Origin of the sequence: Herpetosiphon gulosus (assembly GCF_039545135.1) — a bacterium.
GTDB classification, from domain to species: Bacteria; Chloroflexota; Chloroflexia; order Chloroflexales; family Herpetosiphonaceae; genus Herpetosiphon; species Herpetosiphon gulosus.
In genome coordinates this window covers 300822-319317 of record NZ_BAABRU010000003.1, presented here as the reverse complement: position 1 = coordinate 319317, position 18496 = coordinate 300822, and the positions used below count along the sequence as shown (strand labels likewise).

The 18496-nt window shown below is 48.9% G+C and carries 16 protein-coding genes and 1 riboswitch; of the genes, 11 read left to right on the top strand and 5 right to left on the bottom strand.

Annotated elements, in window-relative coordinates:
- The first annotated feature begins 324 nt into the window (after nt 1-324).
- Nucleotides 325-1428 (top strand): serine/threonine protein kinase, encoded by a 1104-nt coding sequence (locus tag ABEB26_RS05390; RefSeq protein WP_345720947.1) that lies wholly within the window; start codon nt 325-327, stop codon nt 1426-1428.
- Nucleotides 1429-1635: 207 nt separating this feature from the next.
- Here ABEB26_RS05390 and ABEB26_RS05385 read toward each other — a convergent pair whose 3' ends face one another.
- Genes ABEB26_RS05385 through ABEB26_RS05370 form a run of 4 tightly spaced genes read right to left on the bottom strand, consistent with a single transcriptional unit; the run spans nt 1636 to nt 2978 of the window.
- Nucleotides 1636-1935, bottom strand: coding sequence for a hypothetical protein (locus ABEB26_RS05385; protein ID WP_012190119.1), 300 nt, complete (start codon nt 1933-1935; stop codon nt 1636-1638).
- Between the two features lie 45 nt (nt 1936-1980).
- Complete coding sequence (locus ABEB26_RS05380) at nt 1981-2310, bottom strand: hypothetical protein (RefSeq protein WP_012190118.1); 330 nt, start codon at nt 2308-2310, stop codon at nt 1981-1983.
- Nucleotides 2311-2348: 38 nt separating this feature from the next.
- Nucleotides 2349-2636: a WXG100 family type VII secretion target gene (locus ABEB26_RS05375; protein ID WP_345720946.1), complete on the bottom strand. Its 288-nt coding sequence runs from the start codon at nt 2634-2636 to the stop codon at nt 2349-2351.
- A 33-nt stretch (nt 2637-2669) separates the two neighbouring features.
- The gene (locus ABEB26_RS05370; protein WP_345720945.1) at nt 2670-2978 is read right to left on the bottom strand and encodes a WXG100 family type VII secretion target; all 309 of its coding nucleotides are present in this window, start codon (nt 2976-2978) and stop codon (nt 2670-2672) included.
- A gap of 932 nt (nt 2979-3910) precedes the next feature.
- Nucleotides 3911-3998: riboswitch (adenosylcobalamin-variant (AdoCbl-variant) riboswitch) on the top strand.
- 153 nt (nt 3999-4151) lie between these two features.
- Between ABEB26_RS05370 and ABEB26_RS05365 the strand changes: the two genes are divergently transcribed.
- From ABEB26_RS05365 to ABEB26_RS05335, 7 genes are all read left to right on the top strand, one after another.
- Nucleotides 4152-6572 carry a ribonucleoside-diphosphate reductase subunit alpha gene (locus ABEB26_RS05365; RefSeq protein ID WP_345720943.1) on the top strand — a complete coding sequence of 807 codons (2421 nt, stop codon included), beginning with the start codon at nt 4152-4154 and terminating at the stop codon, nt 6570-6572.
- 13 nt (nt 6573-6585) lie between these two features.
- Nucleotides 6586-7614 (top strand): ribonucleotide-diphosphate reductase subunit beta, encoded by a 1029-nt coding sequence (locus ABEB26_RS05360; RefSeq protein WP_345720942.1) that lies wholly within the window; start codon nt 6586-6588, stop codon nt 7612-7614.
- 2 nt (nt 7615-7616) lie between these two features.
- Nucleotides 7617-9863 (top strand): 5-methyltetrahydropteroyltriglutamate--homocysteine S-methyltransferase, encoded by a 2247-nt coding sequence (gene metE / locus ABEB26_RS05355; RefSeq protein ID WP_345720941.1) that lies wholly within the window; start codon nt 7617-7619, stop codon nt 9861-9863.
- A 190-nt stretch (nt 9864-10053) separates the two neighbouring features.
- The gene (locus ABEB26_RS05350) at nt 10054-10941 is read left to right on the top strand and encodes a TerC family protein (protein ID WP_345720940.1); all 888 of its coding nucleotides are present in this window, start codon (nt 10054-10056) and stop codon (nt 10939-10941) included.
- Between the two features lie 8 nt (nt 10942-10949).
- Nucleotides 10950-11711: a Nif3-like dinuclear metal center hexameric protein gene (locus ABEB26_RS05345; protein ID WP_345720939.1), complete on the top strand. Its 762-nt coding sequence runs from the start codon at nt 10950-10952 to the stop codon at nt 11709-11711.
- 135 nt (nt 11712-11846) lie between these two features.
- Nucleotides 11847-12392: a zinc ribbon domain-containing protein gene (locus ABEB26_RS05340; protein WP_012190110.1), complete on the top strand. Its 546-nt coding sequence runs from the start codon at nt 11847-11849 to the stop codon at nt 12390-12392.
- 86 nt (nt 12393-12478) lie between these two features.
- Complete coding sequence (locus tag ABEB26_RS05335; RefSeq protein ID WP_345720938.1) at nt 12479-13807, top strand: aspartate aminotransferase family protein; 1329 nt, start codon at nt 12479-12481, stop codon at nt 13805-13807.
- A 49-nt stretch (nt 13808-13856) separates the two neighbouring features.
- On the opposite strand, the gene ABEB26_RS05330 is transcribed toward ABEB26_RS05335, so the two are convergent.
- The gene (locus tag ABEB26_RS05330) at nt 13857-15122 is read right to left on the bottom strand and encodes a general stress protein (protein ID WP_345720937.1); all 1266 of its coding nucleotides are present in this window, start codon (nt 15120-15122) and stop codon (nt 13857-13859) included.
- A gap of 249 nt (nt 15123-15371) precedes the next feature.
- Here ABEB26_RS05330 and ABEB26_RS05325 point away from each other — a divergent pair, with 249 nt between their 5' ends.
- From ABEB26_RS05325 to tdh, 3 genes are read left to right on the top strand one after another with little or no spacing between them, the layout of a single operon-like run.
- Nucleotides 15372-16838, top strand: coding sequence for a phosphoglucomutase/phosphomannomutase family protein (locus ABEB26_RS05325; RefSeq protein ID WP_345720935.1), 1467 nt, complete (start codon nt 15372-15374; stop codon nt 16836-16838).
- Between the two features lie 20 nt (nt 16839-16858).
- On the top strand, nt 16859-17365 hold the full coding sequence (locus ABEB26_RS05320) for a CvpA family protein (RefSeq protein ID WP_345720934.1): 507 nt from the start codon (nt 16859-16861) through the stop codon (nt 17363-17365).
- 53 nt (nt 17366-17418) lie between these two features.
- Complete coding sequence (tdh, locus tag ABEB26_RS05315) at nt 17419-18483, top strand: L-threonine 3-dehydrogenase (RefSeq protein ID WP_345720932.1); 1065 nt, start codon at nt 17419-17421, stop codon at nt 18481-18483.
- Nucleotides 18484-18496: the final 13 nt, after the last annotated feature.

The following is an 18496-nucleotide window of genomic DNA, read 5'->3' as shown; positions in this document are numbered from 1 at the left end:
CTCTGGTTGAATCCGTGGAGGACGATCTATCATTTGGATAGAGTTTTTCATCGGTGCATCTCCAAAATTCCGCCCATCGATCAATCACTGATCGGATCTAATCTTGAACACACTCTACAAAATGGCACGAGGAGAGAGAAATAGCGTTTCGCTGGTGTAACGTGCCAACTATACCATACAATCCGCTATTTCGGCTAGTGGTTGACAGCTTTTGAATAAATGAGTAGAGTAGTGCCAACAATCCTCGCCTAGCAATCCATATTGCGGTACGATAGAGCCGTAATCTGGTTTCCCATGACTACCCATGGAACGGAGTAAGCGCCCATGAAACAGGTATGTCTGTTATGTGAACGAACATCGTTTGATAATAATTTGTATTGTCAAGAAGTTTATTGTCAAGCTGAAAAATCGCCAACAATTCTCGGGTATGGAAAATGGCTGGGCGATATTGAAATCGTGCGGCCAGTTGTGGTATTACGCTCCTCGGTTTTATATGAAGCAAGCCATCAAAAAGAGCGGGTTTTTCTGAAAGTTGCCCACGTTGGTAGCGAAAATACCGAGCGCTTGAAACGAGAAGCTGAATTTCTTAAAACAGTGCGGGTTTCGAATGAACGCAATACCTTTTTGCCAAATTGGCGGCCACCTTACGCCAATGCCACCGTTAGCGCTCAAACCGAAGCTTATGGTCGGGCCATGCTCGGCGAACACCTCTTTTACTATTATTTGTCAGATTTCTTTGCTGGCGAATCGTTACGCGATGCGCTGACCAAAAACCCCCAAATGTGGGTCAACCACATTGGTTGGTTGGTGATGCGTTTAGCCTCATCAGTGGCTTTGTTGCAAAGCAAAGGCGTGTTGCACTTTGGGATTACGCCTGATTCGTTGTTGGTGCATTTTGAAGATAATCCTTCAGTCCCAACCGTTTATTTGCTCGATTTGGGGATTGCCAGCACGCCACAAAATATCAACAATGATTGGTATTCGTTTATGGTTCCCCCAGCCTATACCTCGCCCGAAATTATGCAACCACATTTGCAAAAACCGAGCTATGCCACCGATGTCTATGGCTTGGGCTTGATTTTGTATGAAATGTTGGTTGGTGTTCCCGCCTACCCCTTTAAGCTCAAAAGCGATGAAGAGGTCTATCAAGCGGTTTTGAAAAACCATCGGATTAATATGAACCGGACTGCTGACGTGCGAGCGATTGCTGAGCTGGCGGTGCGCATGGTTGATACCCAAGTAGCTAATCGTCCACAGAATGCCGCTCAAGTTGTGCAAGAATTGCTCAAGCTATTCGGTGAAGTCCCAACTGCTAAAAAGAGCCGCTGGCCTAGCCTTAATACGATTTTGGTCATTGTGATTAGCCTCTTGACCGTGGCCTTTTTGATCACCTTTTTTGTAACGCTGAACCAGCTTAATATTATTTAATATCTATACCCTCACCCCGACCCCTCTCCCGCTGAGCGAGGAGAGGGGTGTTTTATTCATGGCGCATACTTATAATCTGATCAACCCTACTAGTGAAAATCCCCTCGCTTACCGCAGTGGGAGAGGGGGTAGGGAATTTAAATTCAAACCGACCATGCAGGTGCATGATCGGTTTGAAATACAGGGTAAAATGACTTAGATATAAAACTAACCGAAGCGACCTGAGAGGGTTGAATCTTGGTTGATGTATGCTTGAACTGCTTTGTTGACTTCACCTGCAGTTTCGAGCAATTTTTCCGACATTTTTTCGATTGTTGGGCGGAATTGATCGATGTATTGAGCAACGGCATAACCGCCGACCAACCCGATGAACGCGGTAGCTTTAAGCGTGGTTGAAAGCACTTCCAACACCTTAGCCACAGTTTTCAAGACTTGCCCAATTGTATTGAGAGTCTTGGCAATTTTTTCAACTGGGCCTTGCTCTAGATATACTTCTACTTCTGCCATGAAATGGCCTCCTTAAAATCTATACTTAAGAATTCAATGTCAAAATTAGTAGAATTTAGCAATACTGCGCAATTTTGAGTTGACCAAGTTGCGAGCGGTGCTATCAGCACGGTCGATCAAATCACGGGCTTTGGTCAAGTTTTTGTGGTAGTTGGTGATGCCAGTCCCGATGCGAGTAACTTCGGGGGTCATCAAATTCAGCAACTCGTCTTTGAATTGAGTTGCCCCATTACCACGCCATACACCGTCAACCATGCCAAGAATTTGCTTGATTGGAGCCAAGGCTTGTTCTTGAATGACATTGAATTGTTGCATCAATTGTTGCAGAACGCTATCCAAAACCTTGCGAGCTAAGCGCATTAGGAAACTTTTCATTAATTAACTCCTTGATATTCTGAAATGGCTTTTTAAATTTAGAACATTTGGGAATTTTTGTTGTCGGTATCGGCCATTTGTTGCATTGAAACCTTGATATCGTCTTGAATATTGGTCATCTTAGCAGCAAATTTGGCGATTGATTGAGCCATGATTTGCAGGGTGTCAACAAATTCATTGCCAGCATCACCTTTGAGTGATTCTTGGAGGGTGTTGGCAATCGACAATACTTCTTGGTTGACATCTTGCAAACCTTCATGCGCTTTGCCGAAGGTTGCGGCGGCTTGATGCATAGCCTCTGGATTAAATTTTGTTTTCTCTGCCATGAGAGAGCCTCCTTAGAATAAAAATAGCGAAAGTTAGATTTGCCAAGCTTTGAAGATACCAGCAGCTTCTTCTTCATGTTGCTCGAAGGTCTTCTTGATTTCGTTGGTGGTTGATTGGAAGGTGTTGAAGGCTTCGATCAAGCGCATGTAGGCTGGTTTAATGTCTTGTTCCCATTCTGCCTGGTAACTTGTTGCTGCATCACCAAGCCACTCTGTGCGAAGAGTTTGGCTCAGTTGAGTGAGCATTTGCATCAATTGTTGTGATGATTGAGCAAGTTTGCCAAAGCGGCTGGCAACTTGATCCAACACATTGCGGTCAAATTGTACTGTGTCCTGTGCCATTGAATAATCCTCCTTGTGTGTTCGGAGCCATTTTGGCTGCACTGGGGTCACACATTCGCAGTGCTTGTAGGTTTCATCAATCTGACGAAAGGAGTTAGTTGAACCTTTCCTTTTGAGTCTGAGTTGATATGCCGAACAACCGATAGTACTAATAGTTGAATCGTTCCATGATTGTCAAGCGTTGTTCGAGTTTCGCAAGTGCTTACTTCTAACACCATCAGCCCAACACTGTCGCTTTTGTATAAAAAGACCAAATAGGGGTTTATCGATTGTTATTGCCACCAAAGCGATAGAGTTGTTACAAAAACATTCCAATCAATCAAATTCGTATCCGTCGAGAAACGAGTTTTCCGATTAGTGATTTTTGCGCTTACTGAGTGTGCCTGCTTTAACCAAATACATTCTCTCACCCCATGTATTTAGCTATTGCAACGTTGTAATGCTATTTGCTTCACATAAACATCGATTGGCAAGTGCGGTTAATTCGTACTCAGAGTGTACAAAACCAATTTGTTCTTGTCAAGAGCTTTTTTTGGGGTTTTTCCCACCAATATCGTTCTCGGCTAGGAGTGTTGTACTATCTCTGGCCAACAAACCACCTTCAATTGTTAAAGCTATCGAACCTCAGACCGCCAAGAATGGTTAGCGTTTTAAGAATTTCTGTCATTTGCTATGCTGGCTTGATCCTAGCTATTGCGCTAGCTAGCTAATGGCCTAGCCCAATTACTAGGACTTTTAGGGTTGCTCGGCAATTTTGCCAATTTTTGGGCTTGCTGCTCGGTGGCGTGGTTTAGTACATAGCTGATTTAGCGCTTTGCAATGGGCTAATCGACTGCAAAGTAGCCCACTTTTAGCTTGATTGACGACTGATCAGGCTTCTGCTACAGTACAGCCTACAAAATTTTTTCGTCTGAGGCCAAGTGTCGTAGCTTGGCTGGAATATTGGGGAAAGTCCGGTGAGATTCCGGCACTGTCGCGCAACGGTATGGCTTAATGCTAAGTCCGAATGCCCACTCAGTTCGAGTTGATCAAGATGTCCCTTCGCGTCAAAGGGGGTGATCATTGCCGCTTGCAATTAATGCCCATGGGCTGCTGCCCATGGTTTGGTAATGGTTTATGCCTGTTCCGCTAGGGAGCAGGCATTTTTTTATTTAGCTCAATTAAGGATGCTCTATGAATGAGATCGAAGTTGGGGCTAGCGCCTCTGCTGAACAAACTCCATGGCTTTATCAATTAATTATTGAAGCCTGTGCTGCTTATCCCCAAACAACTGACGCGACTACGCTCTGGCAGGCTGCTAGCTTGGGCTTTTATCCCAATATGACGGCTGCCGAGCAATTGCAGGCCTGTATCCTAACCGCTCGCAGTTGGATTGAGCAGGAGCCAGATTATAGTTTTGTGGCCGCTGCACTCTTGGCCAGTCAACTTCACTTTGAAGTTCTTGGCGAATATTTGGCTGCTGCAGCGGTTGCTCCGCGCTATGCTAGTGCCTTTATTGATTATATTCAGGCTGGAATTGCCCAAGGTTTGCTCGACTCCAAACTTGCTAGCTTTGATTTGGTGCGTTTGGCGGCGGCAATTGTTCCCGAGCGCGATGCTCTTTTGGCCTATCCTGGCCTGCAAACCCTGTATGACCGCTATTTTATTCAGTGGCAGGGCTTGCGCCGTGAATTGCCGCAAGTTTTTTGGATGCGCGTCGCAATGGGCTTGGCTTTGAATGAAGCTGATCGTGAAGCCCAAACCTTGCGTTTTTACGCGGTGTTGTCGCAATTCCACTTTACTTCGGCCACCCCAACCCTGTTCAATGCAGCGACAAATCACCCTCAATTGTCATCGTGCTATCTCTCGACGGTCGGCGATGATCTTGAGGCAATTTTCGGAGCAATCAGCGATAACGCCATGCTTTCAAAATGGGCGGGCGGTTTGGGCAACGATTGGACTTCGGTTCGTGCCCTTGGTGCACCAATTCACGGTACAAATGGCGTGAGCCAAGGCGTAATTCCCTTCCTCAAAATTGTCAACGATACAGCGATTGCGGTCAATCAAGGTGGCAAACGCAAGGGTGCTGTCTGTGTTTACCTTGAAGCTTGGCACGCTGATCTTGAGGATTTTCTTGATTTGCGCAAACCAACCGGCGATGAGCGCCGTCGCACCCACGATATGCACACGGCCCTGTGGATTCCCGATTTGTTGATGGAACGGGTGTTGAGCAATGGCGCATGGACGTTATTTTCGCCCGATGAAGTGCCCGATTTGCATGATTTGTATGGGCAAGCGTTTGCTGTGCGCTACGCCGAATATGAGGCGCTGGTGGCTCAAGGCCTCATGCGTTCAGCTCGCCAAGTTGAGGCAGTATCACTCTGGCGTAAAGTGTTAACACGCTTGTTTGAAACTGGCCATCCTTGGATTACTTGGAAGGATGCTGCCAATTTGCGTTCTCCTCAGGATCATGTTGGGGTGATTCATAGCAGCAATTTGTGCACCGAAATTCTGCTCAATACCTCGGCAGATGAGATTGCGGTTTGTAATCTTGGCTCGATTAATTTGGCGGCACATATTAGCAATGGCTCGCTTGACCTCGAAAAATTGCGCACCACGGTTACGACGGCAGTGCGCATGCTCGATAACGTGATCGATATTAATTTTTATCCGCGCCACCAAGCAGCTCAAGCCAATGCCCGCCATCGGCCAATTGGCCTGGGTTTGATGGGTTTTCAGGATGCTTTGTACGCGTTAAATATTGGCTATGCCAGCCAAGCGGCGGTCGAATTTTCTGACCGTTCGATGGAAGCAATTGCCTATTTTGCGGTTGCCGCCTCGATTGAATTGGCACGGGAACGCGGGACGTATCCAAGTTTTCGTGGCTCGAAATGGGATCGTGGCATCTTGCCAATCGATAGTTTGGCAATTTTAGCCGATCAACGTGATACCAAGCCTGAACTTGATCATAGCAGCCATTACGATTGGCAACCGCTGCGCCAGGCTTTGGCTCAATATGGCATTCGTAATAGCAATTTGTTGGCAATTGCCCCAACCGCCACAATTGCCAATATCGTTGGTACAAGCCAATCAATTGAGCCAACCTATCGCCATTTATATGTCAAAAGCAATCTTTCGGGCGATTTCACCACGGTCAATCGAGCTTTGGTCGATGCACTCAAAGCTCGCGGCTTGTGGGATGCTGATTTGCTGGCCGAATTGAAATATTACGATGGTGCAATCAGTCAAATCGAACGAATTCCGGCTGAACTCAAAGCCCAATTTTTGACCGTCTTCGAAATTGCCCCCGAATGGCTGATTGCCTGCGCTGCACGTCGCCAAAAATGGATTGATATGGGTCAATCACTCAATTTATATGTGGCTGAAACCAGCGGCAACCGCTTGAATGAGATGTATCTGACGGCGTGGCGCATGGGCTTGAAAACCACCTACTATCTACGCACGCTGGCCGCGACCCAAATTGAAAAATCGACCTTGGATATCAATCGTTTTGGGGTGCAACCACGTTGGATGCGCAATCGCAGCGAATCGGCCAGCGTGCTGAGCGATAACGTTTGTCCAATTGATGATCCTAGCTGTGAAGCCTGTGAGTAACAAGGAATTTTCGATGATTGAACAATTTGGCCGCTTTAATGCTAGCGATAAACGCTTGATCAATTGTAATCAAGTCGATGTCAATCAATTGATGCCGTTGCGCTATGGCTGGGCGTGGGAGCATTATCTGAATGGTTGTGCTAACCATTGGATGCCCAATGAAGTTGCGATGACTGGTGATATTGCAATTTGGCGTTCAACGAATCTATCGGCTGATGAACGCTTGATGGTATTGCGCAATTTAGGTTTTTTCGCTACGGCTGAAAGTTTAGTTGGCAACAATATTGTTTTGGCGATTTTTCGGCATATTACTAATGCTGAATGTCGTCAATATTTATTACGCCAAGCATTTGAAGAGGCGATTCATACCCACGCATTTTTACATATTGTTGAAAGCTTGGGCTTAAATGAACATGAAATCTTCAATATGTATCATGAAATCCCGGTGATTAGCCAAAAAGATCAATTTGAGATGCAATTAACTGCGGCGGTGCTTGACCCACAATTTAGCACCGAAAATCTCGCAGGTATGCAAACCTTTGTCAAAAATTTGATTGGCTATTACGTGATTATGGAAGGCATTTTCTTCTATAGCGGCTTTGTAATGCTGCTTTCATTACATCGCCGCAATGTACTAACCGGTATTGGCGAACAAATTCAATATATTTTACGCGATGAAACAATTCACCTGAATTTTGGGGTCGATTTGATTAACGGCATCAAAGCTGAAAATCCAGCAATTTGGACGAATGAATTTCAAGCTGAAATTGTGCAATTAATTCGCCAAGCAGTTGAATTAGAAGCCCAATATGCTGCTGAATGCTTGCCACGTGGTGTAATGGGCTTGCATGCAGCGATGTTCCGCGATTATGTGCAATATATCGCCGACCGCCGACTACAACGGATCGGTTTGGCAATCCAATATGGCTCACAAAATCCATTTCCATGGATGAGTGAAACGATCGATTTGACCAAGGAGAAGAATTTTTTCGAGACGCGGGTCACTGAATATCAATCAGCGGCCAGCCTAGAATGGGATTAATCATGAATTTTCAAACAACAGTCGTGGGCTATCCACGGGTTGGCGTTGGCCGTCCATACAAGCAGGCTTTGGAACGCTTTTGGAGTGGCAAACTCGATGAAACTGGTTTTCGGGCGGCAATTAACGAACTGCGCCAAGATCGTTTGGCGATCCAAGCCCAACGCTTGGATCTGGTGCCAGTTGGCGATTTTAGTTTATACGACCATGTGTTGGATACAGCGCTGATGTTGGGAGCCGTGCCAGCACGCTTTGGCAAGGTTGATGCGCATAATTTACAGGGCTATTTTGCCATGGCGCGGGGCCGCGATGGTCTGCCAGCCTTGGAAATGACCAAATGGTTTGATACCAACTATCATTATTTAGTGCCAGAAATTCCTGAACGCTGGGAACTCCAAGCCAATTTGGTGCTGGAGCAAGTGCGTTTTGCTCAGAATCTGGTTGGGACAAAAGCTCGTCCAGTGCTGCTTGGGCCTTGGACATTCTTGCGTTTGGCTCGCTTGGCGGGGGCTGAATTAACCAAGCATCTGCAACAACTAACGCCAATCTATGCCCAAATTGTGCGTGAATTGAATGATTGTGATCTGGCATTTATTCAATGCGACGAACCTGCTTTGGTTGGCGATGTGACTGAGGAAGAATGGCAAGCCTTCGCTGCCTGCTACCGCGAGTTGAGCAAGTACGGCAAGATCGTGGTGCAAACCTATTATGGCGATGTTACGCCATGGTATCGCGAACTCTGTCGATTGCCAATCCATGGCTTGGGCTTAGATTTGGTACAAGGCCATGCCAATTGGGCTGCAATTCAATATCATGGCTTTCCCCAGGATAAAATTTTAGTCGCTGGTGTGGTTAATGGGCGCAACGTTTGGCGTAGCGATTTAGCCGATTTGCATGCCAAAATTACTGGATTAAGCGAATTTGTCGCACCAGACCGTCTGATCTTGAGCAGCTCATGTTCATTGTTACACTTGCCCGAAACCGTGACTGCTGAACGTCATTTGCCAGTTGCGGTTAGCAGCGGTTTAGCTTTTGCCCAAGAACGTTTAGCTGAACTAGAATTATTAGCTCAGGCTTTGCGCGAAGGCATTGCAAGCGTGCAAACAAGGTGGGATGCCGCGTTGGCCTCGCGTCAGCAATGGCTTGACGGAGTTGGCCGAATTGTGCCAGCAGTGCGTGAGCGGAGCGCTGGCTTGGGTGCTGAAACGCCAGCCCGTTTGGCCTATGCTGAACGTGTGCCATTGCAACAAGCTAAATTGAATTTACCACTGTTGCCAACCACGACAATTGGCTCGTTTCCGCAAACGGCGGCCTTGCGCAAAGCCCGCGCTGAAGCCAAACGTGACCCAAATGGCTATGCTGCCACAATTCAGGCTGAAATCGCCCATGTGATTGGCCTGCAAGAGCAGTGGGGAATTGATGTGTTGGTGCATGGCGAGCCAGAGCGCAACGATATGGTGCAATTTTTTGCCGAACATTTGGCGGGTTATGTGGCAACCCAAGAAGGTTGGGTGCAAAGTTATGGGAGTCGCTGTGTGCGCCCGCCAGTGATTGCTGGCGATGTTTATCGCACGGCGGCTTTGAGCGTTGCCGAAACCACCTATGCTCAATCGCTGACTGAATGTCCTGTCAAGGGCATGTTGACTGGGCCAGTGACAATGTTGCAATGGAGTTTTGTGCGTGATGATTTGCCACGTAGCGTCGTTGCCGTCCAAATTGGCTTAGCGTTGCGCGATGAAGTGGCTGATTTAGAGGCAGCAGGCATTAACATTATTCAAATCGATGAACCAGCTTTTCGTGAGGGCTTGCCATTGCGCCGCAACGATTGGCAAAACTACCTTGATTGGGCCGTGCGAGCCTTTCGAATTGCGACTAGCGAGGCCAAACCGAGCACCCAAATTCATACCCATATGTGCTACAGCGATTTCAACGACATTATTGCGGCAATTGCCGCGCTTGATGCTGATGTGATTAGCATTGAGGATGCACGCAGTGCCGGTTCGTTGTTGGCTGACTTAGAAGGCCGCTACACCCAACAAATTGGGCCTGGAGTTTACGATATTCACAGCCCGAATATCCCAACGGTTGAACAATTGGTTGCTCGGATGCAGCAATTGCTCAACTATTTACCTGCCACCCAACTGTGGATTAACCCCGATTGTGGCTTGAAAACTCGGACTTATGCTGAAGTGGCAGCAGCGCTGCAAGCCATGGTCACCGCGACCAAACAAGTGCGTAACCAAATCGGCTAAATTAACGTATTTTGATCAATCCGACCTGATCAACTTGTACGAATGAAGGTGCTAGCGAAGGCTAGCATCTTTGGTTTTAGGAGTATGTTGGTTAATCAATAATCAACATTCTATTCATCGCGAATTCGTGCAGGTGGCGTATAATTAATCCTAGTGGATCAATCAGTTATCATGAAAGGATACCGACGACGTGTGGCAAGACATTTTTGATATTCTGCAAATTGTGTTTCTTTTAGTGTTTCTCGAAGGGATTCTTTCGATCGATAATGCCGCAGTATTAGGCGCAATGGTGGCGCATTTGCCGCAAGATCAGCCGATTCCATGGCCAAAATGGCTGCAATGGATGCAGGGTCATGGCGAGCGCTTTTTGGGTATGCAACAAGCGGCTGCATTAAAAGTTGGCCTGATTGGAGCCTATGTTGGGCGTGGGTTAATGTTGGCGGTGGCCTTCATTATTACCGAAAATCCATGGGTTTTGGCGATTGGCTCGGGCTATTTGGTTTGGCTGAGTGTCAATCACTTTGCCCATGTGCATCGCCGAGATCAAGAAGTTGAACATGGTGAGACCAAGCAACGAGTCACTGGTTTTTGGCAAACTGTCTTGATTATTGAAATGATCGACCTTGCCTTTAGCCTCGATAATGTTGTTGTTGCGGTGAATGCTGATCCGCAAAAGCGCTTTTGGGTGATTGGCTTAGGCGTAGCGATTGGGATTTTGGTGATGCGGTTTGCGGCGCAAATTTTTACCAACTTGATCGAATGGGAGCCAAACCTTGAGCATGCCGCATTTGCCTTGTTGCTGGCAATTGGCACCGAATCGGTGATCAAAATTGTTTGGCATCTTGAAACGCCACATGGCCTGAAATTTGTAATTTCGATGACAATCTTGGGCTTGACCGTGGCCCTTTCACGCTTGCCATTCTTGAAGCCACTCAAACAATTTTTGCGTTTAGGCTTACCGTTAGCCGCGATAGTTGATACGCTGGTTGGCTGGCTCTTATGGCCAATTCGTTGGTTGTTTGGCTTGTTGATTGCGCCATTTCGCCAACGGGTTGCTGCTCGCATTCAAGGCGAATAGGAGAAATCATGCAACTAACTGAGTTGGTGCGTTATTTGGATAGCTATTTGCAAACCGCCAAATTTCGCGATGCAAGCTTAAATGGCTTGCAAGTTGAAGGGCGCGATGAAGTTAAAACCATCGCGCTGGCGGTTGATGCTTCATTGCAGGCAATCGAGGCGGCAATTGCTGGTAACGCCGATTTGTTGCTGACCCATCATGGCTTATTTTGGGGCAATGCTCAGCCTTTGGTTGGCTGGTTTGGCCGCCGAATCAAACGCTTGATGGCAGCTGATTGTTCGCTGTATACCTCGCATTTGCCGCTTGATGCTCATGGCGAAGTTGGCAATAATGCCCAATTAATCAAGCTTTTAGGCTGGGAGATGGTTCAGCCATTTGGCGATTATCGCGGCCAAATGTTGGGCTTTATTGGTCAACTGACCACGCCATTGAGTATTGAAGGCTTGGTTGCCCATGTCAAAAGCATCTTGGCAATTCCTGAAAACGAGATCAAAGTTTGGGGTCAAACCCCGCGTGGGATCAAACGAGTTGGGGTAGTTTCGGGTGATGGAGCCAGCGAATTGGAGCAAGCGCTACGTGATGGCTGCGATGCCTTACTGACAGGCGAAGTCAATTATGCAGCGGTTTTCCCCTCGATCGAGGCCGATATGCCCTTGATTTGCGCAGGTCATTATCATACTGAAACGTTGGGCGTTAAGGCATTGGGCGCACACCTGGAGCAAACATTTCGGGTAAAAACCTTCTTCGTTGATGTGCCAACTGGGGTATAACCTGCTGCAACTTGTGAGCATTTGGCAACGTTAAACCAACCCATGGCCCAAGGCTTGCGGGAGGTAGCATTTGAGGTGTATTTCCGCTAGAATAGGCTTGTAGCCATGGTTTCCAGGCTATTGTAGGAGGAATATATGGGATTTCTCGACAATCTTAAAGGAACACTCTCGCAAGGTGTTGACCGCGCCAAGTTCGAGGCCGACAAATTACAACGTACCAGTCGCGTTCGCAGCGATATTGGCGATATGCAGCAGCAAATTGCCACAAATTATGGTTTGTTGGGCCAACGCGCCTACGAACTACACCAACAAGGTGTTTTGACTGCGCCCGAAGTTACTAGTTTGGTCAATTTGATCAACGATTTGCAAGCGCGTTTGACTTCCGCCCAAGCTGAATTAGAACGTGCCCAAAACGAGCAATTTGTGGCAGTGCAAACCCCGCCACCACCAGCCTATCCTCAGCCGTATGCGCCATCGGTGCCACCACAACAAGCGCCGTATGCACCGCCAGTTGAGGCCCAAAATTATGTGCCACCAACCAGCTATGCGCCACCAAGTGAGGCTCCTGCTGCGCCACCAGTCGATAGCGGTGCGATTCCGATTGAGCGGTTGTGCCCAAGCTGTGGCTTTAAAGTTGCTGGTCAAGCGGTGTTCTGCCCTGAGTGCGGCGCTCGTTTGTAAAAACGTGAAGCTTGCTACAATACCCATGGTTGCTTTGGCAGCCATGGGTTTTTTGATCCTGAACATAATTAAGAATGGAATAGAGCATGTTACCCAAAATTATCAGTGCTGTGCCTGGGCCACGCAGCCAAGCGTTGTTAGCGCAATTGGCAGCCAGCGAAGCGCCAAGTCTAACCTTGCCTGGCGGTATCGTTTGGGCCGAGGCCGAGGGTGCGTTGGTAACTGATGTTGATGGCAATCGTTATCTTGATTTTGCGGCAGCCTTTGGGGTGGTCGGGATTGGTCATCGCCATCCAGCGGTGTTGGCGGCAATTCAAGCTCAAAGCGAGCGCTTGATTCACGGCATGGGCGATGTGTTTGCCCATGAAGCGCGGATTGAATTAGTTCAATTAATTAAACAGCATGCGCCAATTGCTGATGGACGGGTGTTTTTGGCCGGCGGTGGCGCTGAAAGTATCGAAATTGCCCTTAAAACTGCTATGCTTGCAACCCAAAAACCGGGAGTTGTTGCGTTTACTGGTGGTTATCATGGCTTGAGTTATGGGGCGTTGGCGGCAACCAATCGGGCTGATTTTCGCCAACCATTCTTGCCGCAACTGTCGAGCCATGTTCAACGTGCCCCGTATCCCTATCCATTTCGTTGGCGTGAGGCTGGTGATTGCTTGGATTGGGCATTAACTACCACCGAGCAGCTGATCAAAACCAGTGCTAGCCCGATTGGCGCATTAATTGTTGAGCCAGTCCAAGGTCGTGAGGGCGAAATTGTGCCGCCTGATGGTTGGTTGCGCGGCTTGCGCCAACTGTGTGATCACTATGAAATCTTGTTGATTGCTGATGAAATTTTTACTGGTTGGGGGCGCACTGGCAAGTGGTGGGGCGTGAATCACGATGGGATTGAGCCAGATTTGATTTGTATGGGCAAAGGCATGACTGGTGGTTTGCAAATTGCGGCCTGCGTTGGCCGCGCTGAACATATGGCCCATTGGCAGGTTAATGGCGAACCCTTGCATACTGGCACATTTATGGGTCATCCCTTGGCATGCGCTGGGGCCGCTGCCGCAATTCGAGTATTAACTGAACATAATACGTTAGATCAAGTTAATCAATTAAGCCTGAACTTATTGCGTGGCCTAGCTGCAATTGCTGAAAACTGTGCTTTGGTCGGCGATGTGCGTGGTCGCGGTTTGATGATCGGACTAGAGTTGGTACAAGCCGATAGGATTACACCAAATCCCGCAGCGGTGATGCACGTGGTGAGTTTGTGCCAAGCCCAAGGGGTTTTGGTGCTTGGCGGCGGCATGCATGGCAATGTGCTAAGCCTTACGCCGCCGTTTATCCTCAACCAAGCCCAAGTTGAATATGGCTTGAATGTGTTGCAACAGGCGTTGATGGCAGTTGCTGAAGAGCAAAAATAGCAGCGGAGCAAGCTTGCTCCGCTGCCCAAGCACCTGGAGGAATTGGGCTTTAGCCCCGGCGACCTACATCGCCATCGCGGTCGAGATCACGGTCAAGTTTGCGTTCGACGCTATTGCCAGCATCGCGTAACTTATCACCGACTGCGTTGGCGGTGCCTCGATATTGTGCTTGATTATCATGGCTGAATGCACCTGTTTCGGTATCAGCTTGTTCTCCAACGGTATCACCAACTGCGCCAATTGCTGCGCCAGTAACCCCACCAACCACGCCGCCAACGACTGCACCGACTGGACCACCAGCAGCACCAATCGCTGCGCCAGTTACCGCGCCAGCAGCGCCGCCGCCAGCAGTACCAACTTTACTACTGTTATCGTAGGCTTGGTCGGCAGCATGGAAGGTATCGTGGCCTTGATCATCGGTGGTCACATCGCGCACAGCGTTTTCAATCCGATTGTTCACCGGCATTTCGTTGGTGGTGCTGTAATCACGATTAGCCATGGCTTCGCGAGTTGTATCGACGGTAGTCATTTGATCATAGGTAGCATTGCTAGAGTAGGCATTGGTAGTATCGTAGGCAGTGCTATGCGGATAATCGCTATCAATCGTGCGATCATCCATTTTTTCGCCAGCGGTATCACCAGCGGCTCCAATTGCGCCACCAACCACTGCACCAGTGACACCGCCGATCACCGCGCCAACTGGGCCACCAGCAGCGCCGATGCTTGCGCCAGTTACCGCGCCAGCAGCACCACCGCCGACTGTGCCAACTTTGCTGCTATCGGCATAGGCTTGCTCATTGCTTTGGTCGTAATCGGTATCACTATCCCATTGGAAGCGTTCGGCTCCTGCTTGACGTAAGGTAGTTCGTACTTGGGCCGCCATGCTGTCGTCGGCGTGCACCGTGACCAAGGTGCTACCAGCTTTGACCCGTTCTTCGTAGACATAGGCTTGATCTTCGGGCACGCTAGCAGCGTTGATCAAAGCTCCGGCGATCCCACCAGTGGCTGCGCCTGCAACCGCGCCTGTTAGCGCAGCAGCCAACGCACCTGCACCAATTAATGGCCCAATGCCTGGAATTGCCAAAGCGGCCAAGCCAACCAATCCGCCCCAAACGGCCCCAACAGTTAAGCCTTCGCCAGCAGTCATATGATCGTCACTGACGGTGACCAAGTTCCCATCGGCATCAACGGCGCGGCTGGTATCGCGAGCGACAACTGAAATAGCATCATTGGTGATACCAAGTGCTTGTAAATCGCGAACAGCGGCTTGAGCTTGTGCGTCTGAACTGAATACACCTACAACTGTGGTTGTCATACAATTAACTCCTTTGTTACCTAACTGATGTTTACAATCATTATTTCGATTTCCTGATTGCTTATAAAGCAAAAAGTGTGCCACCTGCTTTGCTGGTTTTGATCAACCTTGGCAAAATAGCCTGTAAAGCGGCTGCCCAAGCCTTAATTCGGCTTGAAATTTCATATCGCAACAAGTGCTAAATTCGCGGTACAATGGCGTAATTGTCTGTACAACAGGCATTGAATTCCAATGAAGGAGCCGAAACCTGTGGCAATTCACTTTGGTACTGATGGCTGGCGTGCTGTCATCAGCGAAGAATTTACCTTTGAAAATGTGCGTTTAGTGGCCCAAGCAATCGCCGAGCAGTTGCTGGCTGAAACTCCTGCTGGCGAGGTAACGCAAGCGGTGGTGGGCTTCGATACGCGCTTTCTTTCCGATCGCTATGCGATTACAGTTTCAAATGTATTGGCTGCCAATGGTTTGGCGGTCTATTTAAGCAAAGCCGATTGTCCAACTCCGGCTTTGTCGTTTGCAGTTAAACAGTTGGCGGCCCAAGGCGGCGTGATGATTACCGCCAGCCATAATCCGCCGCGCTACAACGGGATTAAAGTCAAGGCAGCCTTTGGTGGCTCGGCCTTGCCCGCAACCATGAAGCAAATCGAGGCCCGGATTAGCGATTTACAACACTCTGGGCGGGCAGCCTTATATGCTGAGCCAGTTTGGCAAGAAAACACCACCGCCCAAGCGGGTGAGGTCGTGCGCTTCGACCCATTGCCGGCCTATTTAACCCATTTGCGCACATTAATTGATTTTTCAGCGATTGCCCGTAGCTCGTTGCGTGTGGCAATCGACCCAATGTATGGCGCTGGGCGTGGCTATATTGCCCGTTGGTTGCGTGAATTGGGCGTGATGGTAGCCGAAATTCATGGCGATATGAACCCTGGCTTTGGCCGCTTACACCCTGAGCCAATTGGCCGCAACTTACAACCATTGGCTGAAATGATTCGCCGCGATGGCTACGATTTGGGGCTGGCAACCGATGGCGATGCTGATCGGATTGGGGCGATGGATGCCCGTGGCGAGTTCGTTAGCCCACATCAAATTTTTGCCCTAGCCTTGCGCCACTTGATCGAAACCAAAGGCCAGCGCGGTTTAGTCGTCAAAACGATTTCAACCACCCAATTGATCAATCGCTTGGCGGTAGCCTACGATTTGCGGGTGGAAGAAACGCCAGTGGGCTTCAACCATATTTGTGATCTGATGTTGGCTGAGCCAGTATTAATTGGTGGCGAAGAATCAGGCGGCATCTCGATTTTGGGCCATGTGCCCGAGGGCGATGGCATTTTGATGGGTTTGCTGTTGCTTGAAATTGTGGCCCGCGCTGGCAAACCGTTGCATGAATTAATTGAGGAGTTGCAACACCAATATGGCCCATTCGCCTATGATCGGATCGATCAGCGCGTGCAACCATTTAAAAAGGCCGATTTGGTGCATGCGCTCAAAGCCGAAGCGCCCCAAGAAATTGCTGGGGTGGCCTTACAATCAATTAATGATCGCGATGGAGTCAAATATTTGCTTGCCGATCAAAGCTGGCTCTTAATTCGACCCTCAGGTACCGAGCCTGTGTTGCGCATTTATGCCGAAGCTGCCAATGCTGAGCAGGTGCAAGCTTTATTGCAAGCTGGCGTACAATTTGCCAACCAGCAATTGACCAATCTGGTGGCAGTTGGCTAAAATAGCCCAAGGAGGTGCGTTTGACGATTCTTGATTGGGTCTTGATCGGCATTTTGCTGTGGTATAGCGTGCTCGGTTTCTACTGGGGCACCATTCGTCAGTTGCTGGCATTGGCGGGGCTGATTACCGCGATCGCGATTGCCGGACGAATTTATCCCAGCGTGACCGATCTGCTGATCAGCCTGATTCCTGCGACCGCGCCGGGCTTTATTAGCGTTTTTGCGTTTTTGCTGAGTTTGTTGGCAGTAACAGCCTTGGTTAGTGCGATAGCAACGTGGCTACGCCTCAAAGTTGGGCTGTTGTTTTTGGGCCGCGCTGATCATGTGATTGGGGCGGTGTTGGGGTTAGTGCAAGGGATTGTACTGATTGGGGCTTGCTTGGCAGGCTGCATTGGATTACCCCAAATTGGGATCATCGATGCAATTCAACAATCAACCTTGGCAGAATATTGGGGGCCAGTTGTGTTGGTGATTGTCAACCTACTGCCCGAAACCTTCGTGCCAATGAATCAAATGCTATTTGGGTGAAACAATGCAAACTAGAAACGATCGTCCATGGGTTTCAACGAGGAGACCAAACTATGCCAAATAATACGATGCGGGCGGTGCAAAAGCCATCGGCAGCTCCTGGAGCCAAGCTGATCACTGCGCCGATTCCTCAGCTAAAGCGTGATGAAGTGCTGATTCGGGTGCGAGCCTCGACGATTTGTGGCACCGATTTGCATATTTATAAATGGGACCCGTGGGCCCAAAGCCGCTTCAAAGCACCGATGATTTTCGGCCATGAATTGGCTGGCGATGTAGTCGAAGTGGGCAGCGATGTAACCATGGTCAAGGTTGGCGATTTTGTCTCCGCTGAAACTCATATTGTGTGTGGCTATTGCTATCAGTGTCGCACTGGCGCAGCCCACATTTGCCGCAACGTCGAAATTATCGGGGTTGATCGGCCTGGTTGTTTTGCTGAATATATTGCAGTTCCGGCGGTCAATGTTTGGCGCAACGACCCCAATATGCCGCCTGCTTTGGCTGCGGCCCAAGAGCCATTTGGCAATGCGGTGCATACGGCCTTGGCAACTAACCTTTCGACCCGCAATGTTTTGGTGACTGGTTGTGGCCCGATTGGTTTGTTTGCGGTGGGAATCGCCCATGCCGCAGGAGCCAAGCAAATTTTCGCTACCGATATCAACCCCAAGCGCTTGGAAATGGCTCGAACCATGGGCGCAACTCATGCCTTGGATTCACGCGACGATGTGGTACATCATGTGCTAGCAGCGACCGAAGGCGAAGGCGTTGATGTATTGCTCGAAATGTCGGGTCATCCTAGTGCGATTGATCAGGGCTTTCGTTCGTTGCGCTATGGTGGTTTTGCCTCGCTGCTGGGTTTACCTCCCAACGGCTTGCCCGATTTCGATCTTGCCAACCATGTGGTGTTCAAAGGCGCGACCGTGTACGGCGTTTCAGGCCGCAAAATGTTTGAAACATGGTATCAAACCCAAGCCTTGGTGGCTGGCAATAAAGTCGATTTACGTCCGATTATTACTCATCACTTGCCCTTGGAAGAATTTGAAACCGCATTTGAATTGATGCTGCGCGGCGAGGCTGCCAAAGTAGCCTTGTATCCCCATGGCCTTGATGGTGCTTGGTAATTAAACCCAAAGG

What these genes read in the sequence shown, in the direction of transcription:
- ABEB26_RS05390 (WP_345720947.1), top strand. Translation starts at nt 325, where the DNA reads ATGAAACAGGTATGTCTGTTATGTGAACGAACATCGTTTGATAATAAT.
- ABEB26_RS05385 (WP_012190119.1), bottom strand. Translation starts at nt 1,935, where the DNA reads ATGGCAGAAGTAGAAGTATATCTAGAGCAAGGCCCAGTTGAAAAAATT.
- ABEB26_RS05380 (WP_012190118.1), bottom strand. Translation starts at nt 2,310, where the DNA reads ATGAAAAGTTTCCTAATGCGCTTAGCTCGCAAGGTTTTGGATAGCGTT.
- ABEB26_RS05375 (WP_345720946.1), bottom strand. Translation starts at nt 2,636, where the DNA reads ATGGCAGAGAAAACAAAATTTAATCCAGAGGCTATGCATCAAGCCGCC.
- ABEB26_RS05370 (WP_345720945.1), bottom strand. Translation starts at nt 2,978, where the DNA reads ATGGCACAGGACACAGTACAATTTGACCGCAATGTGTTGGATCAAGTT.
- ABEB26_RS05365 (WP_345720943.1), top strand. Translation starts at nt 4,152, where the DNA reads ATGAATGAGATCGAAGTTGGGGCTAGCGCCTCTGCTGAACAAACTCCA.
- ABEB26_RS05360 (WP_345720942.1), top strand. Translation starts at nt 6,586, where the DNA reads ATGATTGAACAATTTGGCCGCTTTAATGCTAGCGATAAACGCTTGATC.
- metE (WP_345720941.1), top strand. Translation starts at nt 7,617, where the DNA reads ATGAATTTTCAAACAACAGTCGTGGGCTATCCACGGGTTGGCGTTGGC.
- ABEB26_RS05345 (WP_345720939.1), top strand. Translation starts at nt 10,950, where the DNA reads ATGCAACTAACTGAGTTGGTGCGTTATTTGGATAGCTATTTGCAAACC.
- ABEB26_RS05340 (WP_012190110.1), top strand. Translation starts at nt 11,847, where the DNA reads ATGGGATTTCTCGACAATCTTAAAGGAACACTCTCGCAAGGTGTTGAC.
- ABEB26_RS05335 (WP_345720938.1), top strand. Translation starts at nt 12,479, where the DNA reads ATGTTACCCAAAATTATCAGTGCTGTGCCTGGGCCACGCAGCCAAGCG.
- ABEB26_RS05330 (WP_345720937.1), bottom strand. Translation starts at nt 15,122, where the DNA reads ATGACAACCACAGTTGTAGGTGTATTCAGTTCAGACGCACAAGCTCAA.
- tdh (WP_345720932.1), top strand. Translation starts at nt 17,419, where the DNA reads ATGCCAAATAATACGATGCGGGCGGTGCAAAAGCCATCGGCAGCTCCT.